Raw genomic sequence first — 16,675 nt, forward strand, 5'->3', positions numbered from 1 at the left:
CCGCGATGCCGAACGCCGAACAGGATATCGCCCGGGCTCCGGCCGAGCCGGCGGCGGCGCGCCGTCTCGCGCCGCTGTGCGTCGCGATGTTCTGCGCCTACCTTGCCGTCAGCATGCCTTTGCCGGTCGTCGCCATCCTCGTGCATGAGGAGCTGGGCTTCGGCACGGTGGTGGCGGGCCTGGCCGTCGGCCTGCAACCGCTGGCCAATCTCGCCGCGCGCCCGTGGGCGGGGCGCGCGGCGGATCGCGCCGGCACGAAGCCGATCTTCCTGTTGGGCATCTGCCTCGCCGCGGCCGCCAATGTGGTCGCTCTCGCCAGCGCGGCCGCAACCGCCACGCCGGTTCTCGCGTTGACGATCCTGCTGGCGGGGCGCATTGTGCTCGGCGTGAGCGAGAGCCTCGTCATCACGGGCATCCTCACATGGGCCGTGGGCCGCGCGGGGCCGGGACGCGCCGCGCAGGCGATATCCTGGAACGGCGTCGCCCAGTACAGCGCGCTGGCGGCCGGCGCGCCGCTCGGCGTGGCGCTTTTCGAGACATCGGGCTTCGCCGCGCTCGCTGCGGCGGCGGCATGCGCCCCCGTCCTCGCGCTGATCGTGGCGCTGCCGCTCGCTGCGGTGCCGCCGGCCGGCGGGGAGCGGCAGCCGCTTCCCGGAATCGTGGCCCGCATCCGCTTTCCCGGTTCGCTGCTCGGGCTGGCGGGCCTCGGGTTCGCCGCGCTCACCACCTTCGCCTCGCTGATGTTCGCGGCGCGGGGCTGGTCCGGCGGGGGGCTGGCGCTGACGGCCTTCGGCACCGCCTTCGCCTGCGCGCGGCTCGTCGTCGGGCACCTGCCCGACCGGCTCGGCGGCATGCGCGTCGCCGGCATCTCCCTCGCCGTGGAAGCCGTGGGGCAACTGGTGCTGTGGCTTTCTCCCTCGCCCGCCGTCGCGCTTGCGGGCGCGGCGATCACCGGGCTCGGCTGCTCGCTGATCTTTCCTTCCCTGGCGATCGAGGCGCTCAAGGGCGTGAGCCCTCAGGACAGGGGCACGGCGCTCGGCGCGTTCGCCGCCTTTCAGGATCTGGCGCTCGGGTTCGCCGGCCCCGTGCTCGGCGTGCTGATCCTCGTGGGCGACGAGGCCACGGTCTTTCTCGGCGGCTGCATCGCCGCCTTCATCGGGGCCGCGATCTGCGGCGCGGCGCAGCGACGGCCGTCATACCGCCCTGCAAACTGAATCATGTCCAATTGCATCATGTCGAGGAGTTCGCCGATGCGCACGTTGAAAGGTCCCGGTGTCTTTCTGGCCCAGTTCGCCGCAGACGATCCTCCGTTCAATACGTTGGACGGCCTGGCCGGCTGGGCGGCCGAAAAAGGCTTCGCCGGCGTGCAGATCCCCACCTGGGACAGCCGGGTCATCGATCTGGAGCGGGCCGCCGACAGCCAGGATTATGTCGATGAAATCACGGGAACGCTCGCCCGCCACGGCCTCGTGGTGACGGAGCTTGCGAGCCATCTTCAGGGGCAGCTCGTGGCGCTTCATCCGGCGTTCGATCTGCCCGCCGATTCCTTCGCGCCCGCGGCGGTCCATCGCAACCCGGCCGCGCGGCAGGAATGGGCCGTGCGGCAACTGCACCTCGCGGCCACCGCCTCGCGCCGCTTCGGACTCGACCGGCACGTCACTTTCAGCGGCACGCTGCTGTGGCCCTATCTCTACCCCTATCCGCAATGGCCGGACGGCCTGATCGCGGAGGGCTTCGACGAGCTGGCGCGGCGGTGGCGGCCCGTTCTCGACCATTTCGACGCCGAGGGCGTCGACCTGTGCTACGAGATCCACCCGACCGAAGATCTCCACGACGGCCTGACCTTCGAGATGTTTCTGGCCCGCGTCGACAACCACGCCCGCTGCAACATCATGTACGATCCGAGCCATCTCGTGCTGCAATCCATCGATTACCTCGCCTATATCGATCATTACCATGAGCGCATCCGCACCTTTCACGTCAAGGACGCGGAATTCCGTCCCACCGGCAAGACCGGCGCGTATGGCGGCTACCAGCCGTGGATCTCGCGCGCCGGCCGGTTCCGCTCGCCCGGCGACGGGCAGGTCGACTTCGCCGCCATCTTCGCCAAGCTCGCGGCCTACGACTTCGACGGCTGGGCCGTGCTGGAGTGGGAATGCGCGCTGAAGCACCCGGAAGACGGCGCGCGGGAAGGCGCGCGGTTCATCCGCGACCACATCATCCGCGTCGCGGAACGGCCTTTCGACGACTTCGTGAAGGCCGACGCCGACCGCGCCGTCAACCGCCAGATTCTTGGCCTGCAAGCCACGCTTGGCCTGTAAGCCACGCTTGGCCTGTAAGCCACGCTTGGCCTGTGAGCCACGCTTGGCCTGCGAGCATACCCGGAGCCCGCCCATGACATCAGCAACCACACCATCCCGCCGCCTGCGCCTCGGCATGATCGGCGGCGGCGAAGGGGCCTATATCGGCGGCATCCACCGCTACGCCGCGCGCCTCGACAACCACTACGACCTCGTCGCCGGCGCTTTCGACGCCGATGCCGGGCGCGGCCACCGCTTCGCCGCCGCCAACCACATCGCCCCCGACCGCTCCTACGACGACGTGCACGCCCTCATCGCCGGCGAGATCGCACGCGCGGACCGGGTCGACGTGGTGGCGATCTGCACGCCGAACCATACCCATTTCCCCATCGCCGCCGCGTTGCTCGATGCGGGCTTTCACGTCATCTGCGAGAAGCCGATGACGACCACGCTCGACGATGCCGTGGCCCTGCACGAACGCGCGCGGTCCACGGGCCTCTTCGTCGGCGTGACCTACACGTACAGCGGCTATCCCGCCATTCACCAGGCGCGCGCGCTCGTGGCGGCGGGTGAACTCGGCGCGATCCGCGTCGTGCAGGTGGAATATCCGCTCGAGTGGATGGCGACCGGCATCGAACTGCAAGGCAACGCGCAAGCGGCGTGGCGGACGGACCCGAAGAAATCCGGCCGCGGCGGCGCCATCGGCGACATCGGCACCCACGCCTATCATCTGGCCGGCTTCGTGACCGGGTTGAAGGTCGAGTCGCTGTTCGCGGACCTTGCAACTTTCGTTGCAGGGCGCGCGCTGGACGACAACGCCCATGTGCTGCTGCGCTACGAGGGCGGCGCGCGCGGCCTGCTCTGGGCCTCGCAGGTGGCCATCGGCCAGTCGAACAGCCTGCGCCTGCGCGTCTATGGCGAAAAGGCAAGCCTGACGTGGCAGCAGGAGCAGCCGAACGAACTGGCGTTCACGCCGCTCGGCGGCGCGCCCGCCATCATCAAGCGCGGGCGGGACGACCTCGCGCTCGACGCGAAAACCCGCGCCCGCACGCCGCCCGGCCACCCGGAGGGCTACATCGAGGCTTTCGCGAACCTCTACACGGGCTATGCGGAGGCCATCCGCGCCCATATCGAGGGGCGCACGCCCGCCCACGATCCCGCCTCCATTCCCACTTCCGCCGATGGGCTCAAGGGCGTCGCCTTTGTCGATGCGGTGGTCGACAGTCACCTCTCCGCCCGGTGGCTGAAGCCGGCCTTCACCTAGAGCGGGACGTGATCAGGCTGAATCGCCATCCCGCGCTCATTTTCACATTTTACCGCAATTTGCGTTCAATTCGATGGATCGGCCTGAACGCAAATTGCTCCGGAGACCGTTATGAAGCAGCGTGCGACCGCGCAAGCCGGATCGCCTCGTCGACGACATCACGATCACCGATATGATTGATGAGGATGAGCGCGAATCTGGCCCAGAGCTTCAGGCTTTCCTGCTCCGAGAGGCCCTCATGCATGCGAACGAGCTGTTCGTAGATCTCGTCATGCTCTTTCAGCGCGGACGTCAGGTTCAGTGCAGGCATGCCGTTCCTCCCTTGGCGCGCGCCAGCGCGGCCTCGATATCGGCCGGGCTTGCGGATTTCCAGCGCGCGGCGACATACTGATCGGGGCGCACCAGCGCGGCGGCGCCCCCGGTCAGCCCCAGACGCTCGGCGGCGAGGCCGTCGACCTCGACCAGCCGCACGCCCCGCGGCAGTTCGTGATGCCAGTCTCGCGCCAGCAATACGAAATCCCCGCCGATCCGTTCCAGCAGCCAGCCGCCGGCATGGGGCGCATCCAGCACCGGCGTTCCGGGCGCCGCGCCTTCCCGCCACTCGTCGCGATCGGGCGTGGACAGGCTGCTTGCCGGATAGGCGACAGGCGTGGACAGCCGCCCGGAATTGACGAACGGCCGCGCGAAAGCGTGATCCTGCGCCAATTCCAGCACCGCGTCGCGCAGCGCCTGACTGGCGGTCGATTTCGGCGTCAGGAAATCGGTCGAGCGGGTCGAGTTCAGGATGTTCTCGTCCGCCGTCGCGACGGCCTCGTCGTTATAGGTCTCGATCAGGCTGTCGTCGGCCTCGCCGCGCAGCACCAGATCCAGCTTCCAACCGAGATTGTCGATATCGGCGAAGCCGCCGTTGCAGCCACGCGCCCCGAAGGGAGAGACGAGATGCGCCGCATCTCCGGCGAAGATGATCCGCCCATGAACGAAGCGCGCCATGCGGCGGCATTGAAAGGTATAGACGGAATACCATTCACGCTCGAAATCGACCCCCTCGCCCAGCATGGCGCGGATAAAGGGCTCGACGTTCTCGGGACGTATCGCGGCCTCGCGGTCGATGTTCCAGCCAAGCTGGAAGTCCAGCCGCCACACATCGTCGGGCTGTTTGTGCATCAGGGCCGACTTGCCCGGATTGAAGGGCGGATCGAACCAGAACCAGCGTTCGGACGGCATCTCGTGCTTCATGCGGATGTCGGCGATCAGGAAGTTATCCTCGAAGACGCGGCCCTCGAAATCCAGTCCCAGCTTCTCCCGCACCGTCGAGCGCGAGCCGTCGCAGGCGATCAGCCATTCCGCGCGCAACGTATAGCCGCCGGTTTCGGTCGAGACCGAAAGCTCGGCCCCGTCATTCAAAGAAGAGACCGCATCGACACGATGCCCCCAGCGAATATCGACGTTGGGTAGCGCCCGACATCCGTTCAGCAGGTACTCTTCGATGTAATACTGTTGAATGTTGATGAAGCCGGGGCGCTTCTGCCCCTTCACCGGCAGCATGTCGAATTGATAGATCGGATCGTCGCCCGCACCCCAGAATACCTTGCCGACATTCCAGGTGACGCCCTTTTCCACCGCGGGATCGCAGACCCCCAGCCGATCCAGGATGTCAAGCGACCGCTTGGAAAAGCAGATCGCCTTGGAGCAATGCGCCACGAAATCCAGACGGTTCAGCACCGTCACCTCATGCCCGCGCCGGCCGAGGTCCAACGCCATGGCGAGGCCCACCGGACCCGCGCCCACGATTACCACGCGGGTGCCATCCTGCGTCCCCTGCGGCGTCGGACTGGCGCCCATCTCCTTGTAGACAGGAATGCCTTGCACATTCGCCATCGTTTTTCCTCTCACGCCTTTTGCGGCCGCAGCCGATCGAAAACCGGTTTCATTCGTCGAATTCGAGCGAATTATTGCCGATCAAATGAATCCATTCGATCGAAACGTTTTTAGAGCGGCGTGCATTCGAGAGTAATCGTTACGCCGCTCCAAATTCTATATTTTACATCAACTTGCGTTCAAATCGATAAATCGGCTTGAACGCAAACCACGCTAGCCTTGAAGCTTCGCCCAGACTTCGCGGTCGCGCTCGGCCGTCCAGATCCGCGGATGTTCAACCCCGTCAAACTCGTCCCAGAGCCGTTGCACGTCGAAGGGCAAACAATGCTCGAAGATCGGCCAGGCTCCGAACTCGGGACCGAGCGCATCGCGCGTGGCCTCGAACGCTTCTCTGAGGTCGCCGCCAGCCTTGTGGACACGGCCGACGTTCTCGATCATGCCGTTCAGGAACTTGCGGGTCTGTTCGACCGCCGCGTCCGTCTGCGCGATTCCGCGCGACACCGCCCCGCGTCCGCCGATGAGATTTTCGGCGCGATAGGCCTTGACGTTATCCAGCGTCCGGGTGGCCCAATCGAAGTTATAGGCGTCTCCGGTGTAAAGCGCGGCCTTCGACTCGACCAGGTCGCCGGCATAGAGCGTGCGCGTCCTGTCGTGCCATACGACGATGTCGCCACCCGTGTGGCCGCGCCCCAGAAAGCGCAGTTCCAGCCGGCCGCGGTCGCCGCCGAGCTCGATGTCGTATTCCCGGTCGAAAGTGATGGTGGGCCAGGTCAGGCCGGGGACTTCCTCGGCATTTTTCGCCAGTCGCGGCATACGGCCGAACTCGCTTTTCCAGTCCTGCTCGCCGCGCTCGGCGATGAGATCGCGGCTGGCTGTCGACATGACGATATCCTGCGCCTCGAAAGCGCTGGCGCCCAGAACCCGCACGGCGTGATAGTGGGTCAGGATGAGATAGCGCACCGGCTTCGTCGTCTGCTCACGCAGGATCTTCAGCCAGTCGCGCGAAGCGGCGGGCGTAGCGCGCGATTCGATGGCGACGACGAAATCCTCGCCCTCGACGGCGCCCACGTTCGGGTCGCCCTCCGCGGTCAGTGCGTAGACGCCCTCCCCGAGAATCTCCAGCGTGTCGGTTTTCGACCCGGTATCGGCCGAGGACGCGAAAGGTTTGCTCATTGCCGCTCTTTCTCTTGCCATTTGAAGAAACTTGCCTGTAAATCATTTCTAATGAAACGATCCGGGCCCGTCAGTCAGCAGACCTAATGACAGCATCCAGAAAGCGATCGCGGCGCCCAGGACAGGAGGAAATCAATGACTTCGGTCGGTCTGATCGACCCCGATCTGGGGTCGAACCTGCTTGATGCACGTGAAAACGGCCTCTTCGCCTCGCGCCTTCTCGACATCGCCCACAGCATCTCCGGCGTGGAGGAACTGTTCGCCTACCGCATCGGCCCGGGGGCGCCGCAGGTGCTGGCCTCGACCAGCGGGCTTGGAGATGTGAGCGAGCGCGCCGGCGCCTATACCCGCCGCTTTCACCGCAGCGATCCGGCCGCGAAGGCGCGAAAGAGCGCGCAACCGGGCAACGGCTTCGTCATTCGGATACCGGCCCGTGCGATCGAACTCGGCGAGTATCGCAAACTCTGTTTCGAGCGCCCCCGATTCGTCGAGAAAATCTGTTTCGGCTGGCGCAAGTCCGATTACGACCTCGTGGTGACGTTCTATCAGCGTCACGGCGACGCCGAGCCGGACATGACCCGGCTTTCGGCGCTGGCGCAGCTCGCGATCACGGGGCTGACGCGAATCACACAGACGCAGCCGCCGCTGCTGCAAGAGGTCGTGAAGCGTCTGGCACAGGCCCACCCCAACCTTACCGCGCGCGAACGCGAGGTCTGTGCCCGCACACTCACCGGCGAAACCGCGCGGCAGATCGGCGAAGATCTGACGTTGAGCGTGGGCACCGTGCTGACCTATCGCCAGCGCGCCTACCAGAAGCTCGGGCTGAACAAGTCAAACGACCTTCTGGCCGCGGTCCTCTCCTGAAATCACGATCCCCTGTCCATAGGGCTGCGGACAGACAGACCATCCCCGGGAAGGCAAATTCATTTCATATGAAACAATCCTGGGAGGAGTTCATTTTGTCGAAAGCCCCGCGTCCCTGGGCACGCGTTCTGCTGATCGCGTTGCTGTTCCTGCCTACCCCGATCGTCGCCGCTCGTCCGGCGCTGATGGAATTTCTCTCCGGCGACTGGCTGGGCGTTCCGGCCGCCATCGTGGTGATCCCGGCCTATCTTCTGCTGTTCATCCTGCTGGCTCAATCGAATTCCGCCTTCAGCGCGCGGATGGAGGCCTGAGATGTCGGCGAGTATCATCAGTTTTTTCGCCACCATCATCGTCACCCTGGCGATTACCGTCTGGGCGGCGCGGCGCGGGCAAAGCAAGGCCGCGCTCTATACCGCCGGGGGTGAGATCAGCGGCGGCCAGAACGGTCTGGCCATCGCGGGCGATTTCCTCTCGGCCACCACGCTGCTCGGCACGACGGCGCTGTTCTTCGCAGCCGGCGCCGACACGGCGCTCTATTACATCTGCCCGCTCGTGGGCTTTGCGCTGATGCTTCTGCTGATCGCCGGCCCGTTGCGGCGGCTCGGGCGGTTCACCATCGGCGATGTCATGGTCGCCAAGCTGGGCGACGACCGGATGCGGCTCTTCGCGGCGACCAGCTCGATTGCCATCGCCCTGATCTACCTGATCGCGCAGATGGTGGGCGCGGGCACGCTGATCTCGGTGCTCTTCGGCCTCAGCTTCACTTCCGCCGTTCTGACCACCGGCGTTCTCGTCACGATCTACGTCGCCTTTGGCGGAATGCTGGCTGCGACCTGGGTGCAGATCGTCAAGGCGGTGCTGCTCGTCGCCTCGGTGGCGGGGATGAGCCTGCTGGTGTTGAGCCATGTTGGCGGGCCGGGGGCGCTCTACGCCCGCGTCGCTGAGCTGCACGCGCTGGGCGGCAAGGTGTTCGCGCCGGGCGGGCTTCACATGGACATGTTCTCGGCGCTCTCCTTCGCGGTCGGGCAGTCGTTGGGCATCCTCGGCCTGCCGCATCTGCTGATCCGCTTCTTTACCGTGCCGGACGAAGCCGCCGCGCGCAAATCCATCGTCGTCGCGGTCTGGATCATCGGACTGGTGTTCATGGCGCTCTTCGCCATCATCGGCCCCGGCGCGATCGCGCTGGTGATGGGCGATCCGGCCTATCAGACGCCCGACGGCAAGGGCATCATCGGCGGCGGCAACATGGCGGTGCTGCATCTCGCGACCGCGTTGGGGGGCCTGCCCTTCTTCGGGATCATGTCCGGCATCGCCTTCGCAACCATTCTCGCGGTGGTCGCGGGCCTGACGATTTCAGCGGCTTCGGCAAGCTCGCACGATCTTGTCAACACCCTGCGCGGCAAGCCGGTCTCGGACAAGACCGAAGTGCTGATCTTCCGCCTCGCGACGGTTGCGATCTCGATGGCGGCGGTGTTGCTGGCAATCCTGTTCCAGCACGAGAACGTGGCCTTCCTCGCCGCGCTGGTGTTTGCCATCGCCGCCTCGACCAACTTCCCGGTTCTGATCCTGGCGCTTTACTGGAAGCGCACGACGGCGGCGGGCGCGTTGGCAGGCGGTTTCGCGGGGCTTGTCTCGTCGGTTACGCTGATCATCCTCAGCCCTTCGGTGTGGGTCAAGGTTTTCGGCAACAGCGCCGCGGTCTTCCCCTCGGACTATCCGACGCTCGTGACAGTGCCTCTGGCCTTTGCGGTCGCCATCGCGGTTTCGCTGACGACCGAACCCAAGGCCGTCCCCGCCGCCGGCTGAAGCCGGAGCGAAACGATGGCCGGGCTCCCGTCCCGGCCATCCGGCCGCGCGCCCTTGAATCACGACGACGGGGATGCCCGATGCGGACAGGAAAGGCGAAGACTTGATTCCCGCATCAGGCCGAAGCAGATTGTTTCATTCGAAATGTCTTATCCTGTAGTGGCGGAATGAGCCTAGAAACCTTCTTTCCCTATCGCCTCGCGGTTACGGCCGAGGCATTCTCGCGTCAGCTCGTCAAGGTTTACGGCGCCGAGCACGGTCTTTCGCGCGAGGAATGGCGATTGCTGTTTCTGCTTGAGGACGCCCGCATGCTGGATTCGCTGCAACTGTCCGCACGCACGTCGCTCGACAAGGTGCAGGTCAGCCGCGCCGCCTCGCGGCTCGAAGCGAAAGGGCTGATCATTCGCTCGGTTCGCGACGAGGACCGGCGACTGCGCGACTACGTCATCACCGAGAAGGGGCGCGACCTGTTCAACCGCGCCTTCGACGCGGTGGAGGCGCGGGCGAGCGCGGTGTTGCGCGCCATGCCCGAGGAGGATCGCGCAGCGCTGGAACGCGGCATCGCCGCGCTGGGCAAGGCGGTCGGAAGTTTTCAGAATGAGCCGGATCGGTCCGGCTCCAAATCGACATTGGACGAGCCGGCGCCGGCAAGGAAATAATCAGCCGCCGGCCGCAACGGTCATCGGCGTCGCGCGCTTTCCATCAGCGCGATTGCGCGCACAGGCGGGTCAACGCCCGGCTGAACCGCTCCGCGTCCTCGCCCAGTTCCGCCACAAGCTCGGCCTGATACTCCTCCGCGATGCGGCCCAGGCGGCACATCAGCTCCTGCCCGGCTCCGGTCAGTTCCAGCGCCACCAGCCGGTGGTCCGTCTCATGGCTGGATTTGCGCAGGAGCCCCGCCTGCTCAAGCCGTGTCGCCGCCCTGCTGACCAACGACTTGTCCAGATTGACCCGGGTGTTGATGTCACGCACGCTGACCGGGCCGGAGTTGTTCAGATGGGCCAGCACCCGCCATTCCGGCATGCTGAGCCCGGCTTCCACCGCGTAGCGCTCGGCAAACCGGCGGCTGACCTGCGCAGCCGCAACACTCAGCCGATAAGGCAGGAATCCATCCAGATCGAAGGCCATTCGTTTCTCCCGATGCGGCCAAATCATCACATAATCGTTGCAATCACATTAAAAAACGCCGACGGCACAAATCGCGATTGACATCGTTGCTAAAGCAACGTTATTTTCATTGCAAACGCAACGATACCCGGGAGGAGGCCCCGATGACGAAACACGAGATGATCCGCGCTACCGTCACCACCGGCACGGTAGAAGGTTACATGCCCGGCTTCGGCAACGATTTCGAAACCGAGGCCCTGCCGGGCGCCCTGCCGCAAGGACAGAACAGCCCGCAAAAATGCAACTACGGCCTTTATGCCGAACAGCTTTCCGGCACGGCCTTCACCGCGCCGCGCGGCCAGAACGAGCGGACCTGGTGCTACCGCATCCGCCCCTCGGTGCACCACACCGGCCGTTTCTCGCCGGTCGACGTGCCTTACTGGAAAACCGCGCCGAACATCCTGCCCCATGACCCGAACCGGCAGAACATCATGAGCCTGGGTCAATACCGCTGGGATCCCGTTCCGCTGCCCGCGGCCGACGAGGATCTCACCTGGATCACCGGCATGCGCACGATGACCACGGCGGGCGACGTGAATATCCAGGTCGGCATGGCGAGCCATGTCTATCTGGTCACGCGCTCCATGCAGGACGAGTATTTCTTCTCGGCCGACAGCGAGTTGCTGATCGTGCCGCAGGAGGGGCGGCTGCGCTTTGCGACCGAGCTCGGCATCATCGATCTCGAACCCAGGGAGATCGCGCTGATCCCGCGCGGTCTGGTCTATCGCGTCGAGGTTCTGGAGGGGCCGGCGCGCGGCTTCGTTTGCGAAAACTACGGACAGAAGTTCGACTTGCCCGGCCGTGGGCCGATCGGCGCGAACTGTCTGGCCAACCCGCGCGATTTCAAATGCCCCGTGGCCGCCTTCGAGGACCGCGAAGTGCGTTCGCGCGTCGTGATCAAATGGTGCGGCCAGTTCCATGAGACCTGGATCGACCATTCCCCGCTGGATGTCGTCGCCTGGCACGGCAACTACTGCGCCTATAAATACGACCTGCGGACCTATTCTCCGGTGGGCGCGATCCTGTTCGACCACCCCGATCCTTCGATCTTTACCGTGCTGACCGCGCCCTCCGGGCAGGAGGGGACGGCGAACATCGACTTCGTGCTGTTCCGCGAACGCTGGCTGGTGGCAGAGCACAGCTTCCGGCCGCCCTGGTATCACAAGAACATCATGTCGGAGCTGATGGGCAACATCTACGGCGTCTACGACGCCAAGCCGCAGGGTTTTGCGCCGGGCGGGATCAGTCTGCACAACTGCATGCTGCCGCACGGCCCCGACAGGGACGCCTTCGAGGGCGCCTCGAACGGCGAGCTCAAGCCCGAAAAGCTGGATGAGACCATGAGCTTCATGTTCGAGACCCGTTTCCCGCAGCATCTCACCGAATTCGCCGCGCGCGAGGCGCCGATGCAGGAGGAATACATCGAGGTATGGAACCGGCTTGAAAAGAAGTTCGACGGCACGCCCGGCGTCAAGTGACACGTCCCGTCGCCCGGCGGGAAGTTTATCCTCCTTCCCCCGGGATCTCATGCAATATTCATCGAGAAAGAACAGGAGACGGGAATGGCCCTGATCCGGTCCAGGGTGGAAAGCGCCAACGGGGCTGATTGTCCTTTTCCCCTGAACAACCTGCCCTACGGGGTGTTTTCGGTCGCGGGCGGTGCGGCGCGTTGCGGGGCGGCCATCGGCGACATGATCGTCGATCTCGCCGAATGCGAGGCGCGGGGCCTGCTTGACGGGGGCGGAGCCTTCTCGCAGCCGCGGCTGAACGAGTTTATCGCGCTGGGGCGGGAGCGATGGAACGCGGTGCGCGCGCGACTGACGGCGCTGCTGGCCGAGGGAGCGGGCGAGGATGTACCGCTGGTGGCCATGGCGGACGCCACCTTGCACCTGCCCATCCGGGTGACGGAGTTCACGGATTTCTATGCCTCCAGAAACCACGCTTTCAACGTGGGCGTGCTGTTTCGCGGCCCCGAGAACGCGCTGCCGCCGCAATGGACGCATATGCCTATCGGTTATAACGGGCGTGCCTCTTCGATCGTCGTGTCGGGCGCGCCGATCCGCCGGCCGATGGGGCAGGTAAAAGGCGAACACGGCCCGGAATGGGTCGCCTGCCGCCGGCTTGATCTGGAGCTCGAACTCGGCGCCGTTGTCGGCGCCGATAGCCGCATGGGCGAGCGCGTCAGCGTCGAGCGGGCCGAGGAGATGATCTTCGGCTATGTGCTGCTGAACGACTGGTCGGCGCGCGACATCCAGGCATGGGAGTATCAGCCGCTGGGGCCGTTCCAGTCCAAGGCGCTCGGCACGACCATCGGCCCGTGGATCGTGACCCGGGCCGCGTTGGAGCCGTTCCGCTGCGCCGGCGCCGAGCGCGATACGCCGCTGCTGCCCTATTTGCAGGAGCAGCGCCCCGGCCTCTACGATCTGGAAATCGGCTGGACCATGAACGGCCAGGTCATGGGCCGCACGAATTACAATGTAATGTACTACTCCAGCGCCCAACAACTGGCGCACCATACCGAATCGGGCTGCCCCATGCGGGTGGGCGATCTGCTGGGGTCGGGCACGATCTCCGGGCCAAGCCTCGATCAAACCGGGGCGCTTCTGGAAATGACGCAGGCGGGCCGGAATCCGGTCGATGTCAACGGCGAGACACGCACCTTTATCGAGGATGGCGATGAGATCGGCCTCTTCGCCCGCGCCCATGGCGATGGCTATTGCATCGGCTTCGGCCCTTGCACCGGCAAGATCCTGCCCGCGAGGGAATGAGCATGTCCCGATCCGAGCCGGGGATCGGTCCCGCAGGCGGCCGCGTTATCCTGCATGATTACTGGCGCTCCTCCGCATCCTATCGGGTACGGATCGCGCTGGAGCTGAAACGGGTCGCTTATGAGCGCGTGCCGGTCGATCTGGTGGCGGGCGCGCAACGAAGCGCCGACCATCTGGCGCTGAACCCTCAGGGTCTGGTTCCGGCGCTGGAGATCGACGGCAAGGTGCTGACGCAATCGCTGGCGATCATCGAATATCTGGACGACACCCGGCCCCTCCCCGCCCTGCTGCCCGCCGATCCGGCGGCGCGCTCCCATGTGCGCGCCGTGGCGCTCGCCATCGCCTGCGACATCCATCCGGTCTCGAACCTGCGCGTCCTTTCCAGGATCGAGGCGCTGGCCGGGGCCGAAGCGCGGGCGGCCTGGAACCGCGAGAACATCGCCGCCGGGCTCGAGGCCGTGGAGAAGCTGCTGCGCTACCCCGGTTATACGGGTGCGTTCTGCCACGGCTCGACACCCGGAATGGCCGATTGCGCGCTCATCCCGCAGCTTTACAACGCCGAGCGCTGGGGGGTGGAGTATCGTCATTTGCCACGCGTCTCGACCATTGCCGGAAACTGCGCAAAGCTCCCCGAATTTCAGGCCGCCGCGCCGGAACGGAGCTCGGCGGGCCCCGGCGACACCTGAGCGCAGCTAGAGCAGTTTGCGTTCAAACCGATCCATCGAATTGAATGCAAGTTGCGGTAAAATATAGAATTTAGAGCGGCGTGACGATTCCAATTGAATGCACGCCGCTCTGGATGCCGCCCTCATGCGAGACGCGAATGAGAAGCTTGCCGAAGTTCCTGCCCTCCAGCAGACCGATGAATGATTGCGGCGCATTGGCAAGACCATCCACGATATCCTCCCGGTAACGCAGTTGCCCGGAGGCGATCCAGTGCGCCGCCTCGCGGTGGAACTCCGGGAAACGGTCGGCGAACTCGCGCTGGATGAAACCGCGCACTTGCAGGCTGCGTGTGAGAACGGCGCGAAAGAAACCCGGCAACCGATCCTGCCCGCCGTTCTCGCCCGGCCGCGCGTTGTAGGCTGAAATCAGCCCGCAGACCGGCACGCGCGCATAAGTGTTGAGCAGCGGGAACACCGCGTCCCACACCTTGCCGCCGACATTCTCGAAATAGACGTCGATGCCGTCCGGGCAGGCGGCGGCAAGCTGCCGCTCGAAATCGGGGGCGCGGTGATCGACGGCGGCGTCGAAGCCGAGTTCATCCCGCACCCAGGCGCATTTCTCCTCGCCGCCGGCGATGCCGACAGTGCGTGCGCCCCTGATGCGGGCAATCTGTCCCACGACCGATCCGACAGCGCCGCTCGCGGCGGCAACCACCACTGTTTCACCCGGTTTCGGCTGGCCGATGATCAAAAGCCCGGACCAGGCCGTGAAGCCGGGCATGCCGAGAACGCCGAGCGCGGTGCTGACGGGCGCGACGGCGGGATCGAGCTTTCTCAGGCCCCTGCCGTCGGAAAGCGCGTAACTCTGCCAGCCGGAATGCGACAGCACGATATCGCCTTCAGCATAATGCGGATGCCGGGATTTCTCGACACGCGCCACGGTGCCGCCCTCCATCACCGCGCCGATCTCGACCGGAGCGGCATAGGATTTCGCGGCGCTCATGCGCCCGCGCATGTAGGGATCGAGCGACAGATACAATATTTTCAGCAGGATCTCGCCCTCGGCCGGCTCGGGCACGGGAGCGTCTTCTATCCTGAAATCGTCCGGTTTCGGCGGCCCGTCCGGGCGCGCGGCAAGCAGGATGCGGGTATTGATGGCCATGGTCCTCTCCCTTCGTCGGCACGAAAACGCGGATGTACTGCGGGCGCGTCGATTTCTTCACCGGTCGACGCACGCCCCGCGCCGCACAGGTTATATCGGCGCGAGCAGAAGGATCGTCACACAGATCAGGCTCGCCGCCAGCGTGAAACGGCCGTTCCAGCGCAGGCCGATCTCCATCGGCGAACGGCCGATCGCGTTGCCGGCGATGACGAGCATCGACCCCATCGGCGCCGCGCCGACGACGCAGGCCCACCCGCCGGCAAGCGCGAGCACGACCGCCTCCGGCGGCAGGCCGGGCGGCGCGGCGCCGGCCACGGTCGTGGCCAGGATCGAGATCGAGATGATCGGGTTGATGCCGATGAGGCCCAGAACGATCACGCTCGACGCCAACCCCGCCAGAACGACGCCGGGCGGCAGCGCTGCCACGGCGAACACCTGCTCGACGAATTCGCGCGGCACCAGATCGGCGGCAAGGATGCCGAGCAGCCCCGAGACGGAAAAGATGCCGACCTCGTTGGCGTAATCCGGCCAGCGGCCAACCCCGTCGTTGCGCAGGACGCGGAACGCGAAACGCAGCGGCGGCACGCCGGCGTTTCGCCGGCCGCCGATGGCCAGCAGCCAGCAGAACGCGTAAAGCGGCACGACATTGATCAGGATGGCCTGAAACGGCAGATGCGTGACGGTCTCCACGATCATCGTCAGGCCCGACAGGGCCACGATGTGGCCCAGCAACCAGAGCAGCGCCCCGCCTCCCTCCGGGTCCGGCGCGCGCACGGCGGCGGGCGGGGCGCGCGGGCTTTCGAGATGATCGAACAGCATCCCGAGCAGGCCGAAGCCGAGCGCCGCCGCCAGGCCATAGGGCGCGACGTCGATCCACGCCACCTGCGGCGCCGCCGCCAGCAGCAGATTGAGCGCGAGCCCCAGCGGAGACCAGAGCGCGATGCAGGCGAAGCCGCGTATCACCGCCAGCGTCATGCGCCGCCGCCGCCATTCGACGACGGCCGGGTTGCCGTTGCCCGCCTCCAGCGTGTTGGCGCGCCGCGTCATGTCGATGAGCAGGGCGAAGCCGCCGATGTTCAGGAGAATGCCGAAGATATGCCCGCCGAGCGTGAGCGACGCATAGCGGCGCGCCGGCGGCTGGTTGACGAGCAGCCTTCCCGCCAGAAACGTCGTCTGCGATGCGCCCGCCGCCGCCCGCAGCAACCCGAGCATCGCCAGGAATGCGGGCAGCAGCGTGGTCGGCCCCAGGGCGCGGATCAACGTCTGCCCGTCGCCGTCCCTGAACAGGGTCAGCGCCGCAAGCCCGGCGCATACGAGCAGCAGGGCACGGACGACGCGCATGAGGCGCCCCCAGCACAGGATCAGATAGGCGGCCAGAAACACCGCGGCGACGATCGCTCCGCCATCCCATCCGAACAGGGCTCGCGCGTCGGCTCCCGGCAGCAGCAGCAGCATGCACAGGGATGCGGCGGCCCGCACGCGCGCGCCGCCTGCGCGCTTCGTCATGGAAGCGCCGTCCGGTTGATCGATGTTCACGGCCTGAAACCTCGTGCAGATCTCCCGGAGGCGCACATTCGCGGAAACGGCGGAGGCCCGGATTTTCCGCGATAGCGCCGGCGACCGCCGCC

General features: G+C 65.9%; 16 protein-coding genes. 10 read left to right on the forward strand and 6 right to left on the reverse strand.

Features of this window, described 5'->3' with window-relative positions; all coding sequences use genetic code 11:
* Positions 1 to 5 precede the first annotated feature (5 nt).
* The 3 genes from ACOYJQ_RS08830 (at position 6) to ACOYJQ_RS08840 (ending at position 3,564) form a co-directional block, all read left to right on the forward strand.
* The gene (locus ACOYJQ_RS08830) at positions 6 to 1,214 is read left to right on the forward strand and encodes an MFS transporter (RefSeq protein ID WP_433457732.1); all 1,209 of its coding nucleotides are present in this window, start codon (positions 6 to 8) and stop codon (positions 1,212 to 1,214) included.
* Positions 1,215 to 1,250: 36 nt separating this feature from the next.
* Entirely contained in the window at positions 1,251 to 2,321 is a 1,071-nt protein-coding gene (locus ACOYJQ_RS08835; RefSeq protein WP_433457734.1) for a sugar phosphate isomerase/epimerase family protein, read from the forward strand.
* A 73-nt stretch (positions 2,322 to 2,394) separates the two neighbouring features.
* Positions 2,395 to 3,564 (forward strand): Gfo/Idh/MocA family protein, encoded by a 1,170-nt coding sequence (locus tag ACOYJQ_RS08840; protein ID WP_433457735.1) that lies wholly within the window; start codon positions 2,395 to 2,397, stop codon positions 3,562 to 3,564.
* A 109-nt stretch (positions 3,565 to 3,673) separates the two neighbouring features.
* Here the strand turns inward: ACOYJQ_RS08840 and ACOYJQ_RS08845 are convergent, their stop codons facing one another.
* The 3 genes from ACOYJQ_RS08845 to ACOYJQ_RS08855 form a co-directional block, all read right to left on the reverse strand.
* Positions 3,674 to 3,874, reverse strand: a complete 201-nt coding sequence (locus ACOYJQ_RS08845) for a DUF2783 domain-containing protein (RefSeq protein WP_433457737.1) — start codon at positions 3,872 to 3,874, stop codon at positions 3,674 to 3,676.
* The gene (locus tag ACOYJQ_RS08850; RefSeq protein WP_433457738.1) at positions 3,862 to 5,442 is read right to left on the reverse strand and encodes an FAD-dependent oxidoreductase; all 1,581 of its coding nucleotides are present in this window, start codon (positions 5,440 to 5,442) and stop codon (positions 3,862 to 3,864) included. The genes ACOYJQ_RS08845 and ACOYJQ_RS08850 overlap by 13 nt, the downstream gene beginning before the upstream one ends.
* 213 nt (positions 5,443 to 5,655) lie before the next feature.
* Positions 5,656 to 6,615, reverse strand: coding sequence for an MBL fold metallo-hydrolase (locus tag ACOYJQ_RS08855; protein ID WP_433457740.1), 960 nt, complete (start codon positions 6,613 to 6,615; stop codon positions 5,656 to 5,658).
* 135 nt (positions 6,616 to 6,750) lie between these two features.
* Between ACOYJQ_RS08855 and ACOYJQ_RS08860 the strand changes: the two genes are divergently transcribed.
* The 4 genes from ACOYJQ_RS08860 (at position 6,751) to ACOYJQ_RS08875 (ending at position 9,944) form a co-directional block, all read left to right on the forward strand.
* Entirely contained in the window at positions 6,751 to 7,479 is a 729-nt protein-coding gene (locus ACOYJQ_RS08860) for a helix-turn-helix transcriptional regulator (RefSeq protein WP_433457741.1), read from the forward strand.
* Between the two features lie 95 nt (positions 7,480 to 7,574).
* A complete protein-coding gene (locus ACOYJQ_RS08865) occupies positions 7,575 to 7,790 on the forward strand; it encodes a hypothetical protein (RefSeq protein ID WP_433457742.1) in 216 nt (71 codons plus the stop codon).
* Position 7,791: 1 nt separating this feature from the next.
* The gene (locus tag ACOYJQ_RS08870) at positions 7,792 to 9,285 is read left to right on the forward strand and encodes a sodium:solute symporter family transporter (protein WP_433457743.1); all 1,494 of its coding nucleotides are present in this window, start codon (positions 7,792 to 7,794) and stop codon (positions 9,283 to 9,285) included.
* Positions 9,286 to 9,452: 167 nt separating this feature from the next.
* A complete protein-coding gene (locus ACOYJQ_RS08875) occupies positions 9,453 to 9,944 on the forward strand; it encodes a MarR family winged helix-turn-helix transcriptional regulator (RefSeq protein ID WP_433457745.1) in 492 nt (163 codons plus the stop codon).
* Between the two features lie 43 nt (positions 9,945 to 9,987).
* Here the strand turns inward: ACOYJQ_RS08875 and ACOYJQ_RS08880 are convergent, their stop codons facing one another.
* The gene (locus ACOYJQ_RS08880; protein WP_433457747.1) at positions 9,988 to 10,413 is read right to left on the reverse strand and encodes a MarR family winged helix-turn-helix transcriptional regulator; all 426 of its coding nucleotides are present in this window, start codon (positions 10,411 to 10,413) and stop codon (positions 9,988 to 9,990) included.
* Between the two features lie 143 nt (positions 10,414 to 10,556).
* Here ACOYJQ_RS08880 and hmgA point away from each other — a divergent pair, with 143 nt between their 5' ends.
* The 3 genes from hmgA to maiA all read left to right on the forward strand — a co-directional run bounded on the left by hmgA (position 10,557) and on the right by maiA (position 13,906).
* Positions 10,557 to 11,930 (forward strand): homogentisate 1,2-dioxygenase, encoded by a 1,374-nt coding sequence (gene hmgA, locus ACOYJQ_RS08885; protein ID WP_433457748.1) that lies wholly within the window; start codon positions 10,557 to 10,559, stop codon positions 11,928 to 11,930.
* A gap of 84 nt (positions 11,931 to 12,014) precedes the next feature.
* The gene (gene fahA / locus ACOYJQ_RS08890; RefSeq protein WP_433457750.1) at positions 12,015 to 13,220 is read left to right on the forward strand and encodes a fumarylacetoacetase; all 1,206 of its coding nucleotides are present in this window, start codon (positions 12,015 to 12,017) and stop codon (positions 13,218 to 13,220) included.
* Between the two features lie 2 nt (positions 13,221 to 13,222).
* The gene (gene maiA / locus ACOYJQ_RS08895) at positions 13,223 to 13,906 is read left to right on the forward strand and encodes a maleylacetoacetate isomerase (protein WP_433457752.1); all 684 of its coding nucleotides are present in this window, start codon (positions 13,223 to 13,225) and stop codon (positions 13,904 to 13,906) included.
* A 70-nt stretch (positions 13,907 to 13,976) separates the two neighbouring features.
* Here the strand turns inward: maiA and ACOYJQ_RS08900 are convergent, their stop codons facing one another.
* Both ACOYJQ_RS08900 and ACOYJQ_RS08905 read right to left on the reverse strand, forming a co-directional pair.
* Complete coding sequence (locus ACOYJQ_RS08900; protein ID WP_433457754.1) at positions 13,977 to 15,047, reverse strand: NADP-dependent oxidoreductase; 1,071 nt, start codon at positions 15,045 to 15,047, stop codon at positions 13,977 to 13,979.
* A 90-nt stretch (positions 15,048 to 15,137) separates the two neighbouring features.
* Complete coding sequence (locus ACOYJQ_RS08905) at positions 15,138 to 16,553, reverse strand: hypothetical protein (protein WP_433457756.1); 1,416 nt, start codon at positions 16,551 to 16,553, stop codon at positions 15,138 to 15,140.
* Between the last annotated feature and the right edge of the window lie 122 nt (positions 16,554 to 16,675).

The sequence above is a fragment of the Pseudochelatococcus sp. genome, from assembly GCF_050946405.1.
Classification (GTDB): Bacteria; Pseudomonadota; Alphaproteobacteria; order Rhizobiales; family Beijerinckiaceae; genus Pseudochelatococcus.